Source organism: Mycobacterium sp. 1245499.0, assembly GCF_001673615.1.
Lineage (GTDB): Bacteria > Actinomycetota > Actinomycetes > Mycobacteriales > Mycobacteriaceae > Mycobacterium > Mycobacterium europaeum_A.
In genome coordinates this window covers 1-818 of the sequence record NZ_LZMG01000374.1, presented here as the reverse complement: position 1 = coordinate 818, position 818 = coordinate 1, and the positions used below count along the sequence as shown (strand labels likewise).

At 67.8% G+C, this 818-nt stretch carries 4 pseudogenes; 2 read left to right on the top strand and 2 right to left on the bottom strand.

Annotated features, from left to right (window positions below):
• Positions 1–204, bottom strand: a pseudogene (locus A5646_RS23200) (translational GTPase TypA); the annotation flags it as partial.
• Here A5646_RS23200 and A5646_RS30140 point away from each other — a divergent pair.
• Both A5646_RS30140 and A5646_RS23195 read left to right on the top strand, forming a co-directional pair.
• Positions 196–312: pseudogene (locus tag A5646_RS30140) on the top strand (hypothetical protein); the annotation flags it as partial. The pseudogenes A5646_RS23200 and A5646_RS30140 sit on opposite strands and share 9 nt — an antisense overlap.
• 79 nt (positions 313–391) lie before the next feature.
• Positions 392–751, top strand: a pseudogene (locus tag A5646_RS23195) (ABC transporter family substrate-binding protein); the annotation flags it as partial.
• On the opposite strand, the pseudogene A5646_RS30495 reads toward A5646_RS23195, so the two are convergent.
• Positions 743–818, bottom strand: a pseudogene (locus A5646_RS30495) (hypothetical protein); the annotation flags it as partial. The pseudogenes A5646_RS23195 and A5646_RS30495 overlap by 9 nt on opposite strands.

Genomic DNA, 818 nt, shown 5'->3' with positions numbered 1-818 from the left:
AGACGCGGCGCCCAGCTCGACCTTGCGCACCCGCACGATCTCCGGGGTCACCTCGACGCATTCGTCTTGCGCGCAGAATTCCATGGCCTGCTCGAGATCGAGTTCGAGCGGCCGGGCCAGCGTTTCGATGACATCGGCGGTCGACGACCGCATGTTGGTCAGCTTCTTCTCGCGGGTGACGTTGATGTCGAGATCCTCTGCGCGCAAGACGAATGCGTCGAGGTGACCCCGGAGATCGTGCGGGTGCGCAAGGTCGAGCTGGACGCCACCGCCCGGGCCCGCAGCCGGTCGCGCGCCAAGGCGCGGGGTTAACACCGGGGTGGTTGGACGGGCTGCTGTGCGGTTGCTCGATACCCTGATCAGCGTGCCGAGACGAGTCCGCCGTTGGTTCATGGTGCTGGGCGGACTGATCTTTTTGGTCGGACTCGTGCTCTCGGCCTGTACGGTCAACCCGCCGCCGGCGCCGCAGAGCACCGATACGCCGCACAACTCCGTGCCGCCGCCACCGCGGGTCAGCGAGATCATCATGGGCATCGACTCGATCGGGGCCGGCTTCAACCCGCACCTGCTGTCCGACCTGTCCCCGGTGAACGCGGCGATCAGCGCGCTGGTGCTGCCGAGCGCCTTTCGGCCGGTCCCCGACCCCAACATGCCGACCGGTTCCCGCTGGGAGATGGACCCGACCCTGCTGGTGTCGGCCGAGGTGACCAGCCAGAACCCGTTCACGGTGACCTACAAGATCCGGCCGAAAGGCGCTCGGCAGCACCAGCGCGCTGATCGCCGCGTTCACCGGGGACAGGTCGGACAGCAGGTGCGGG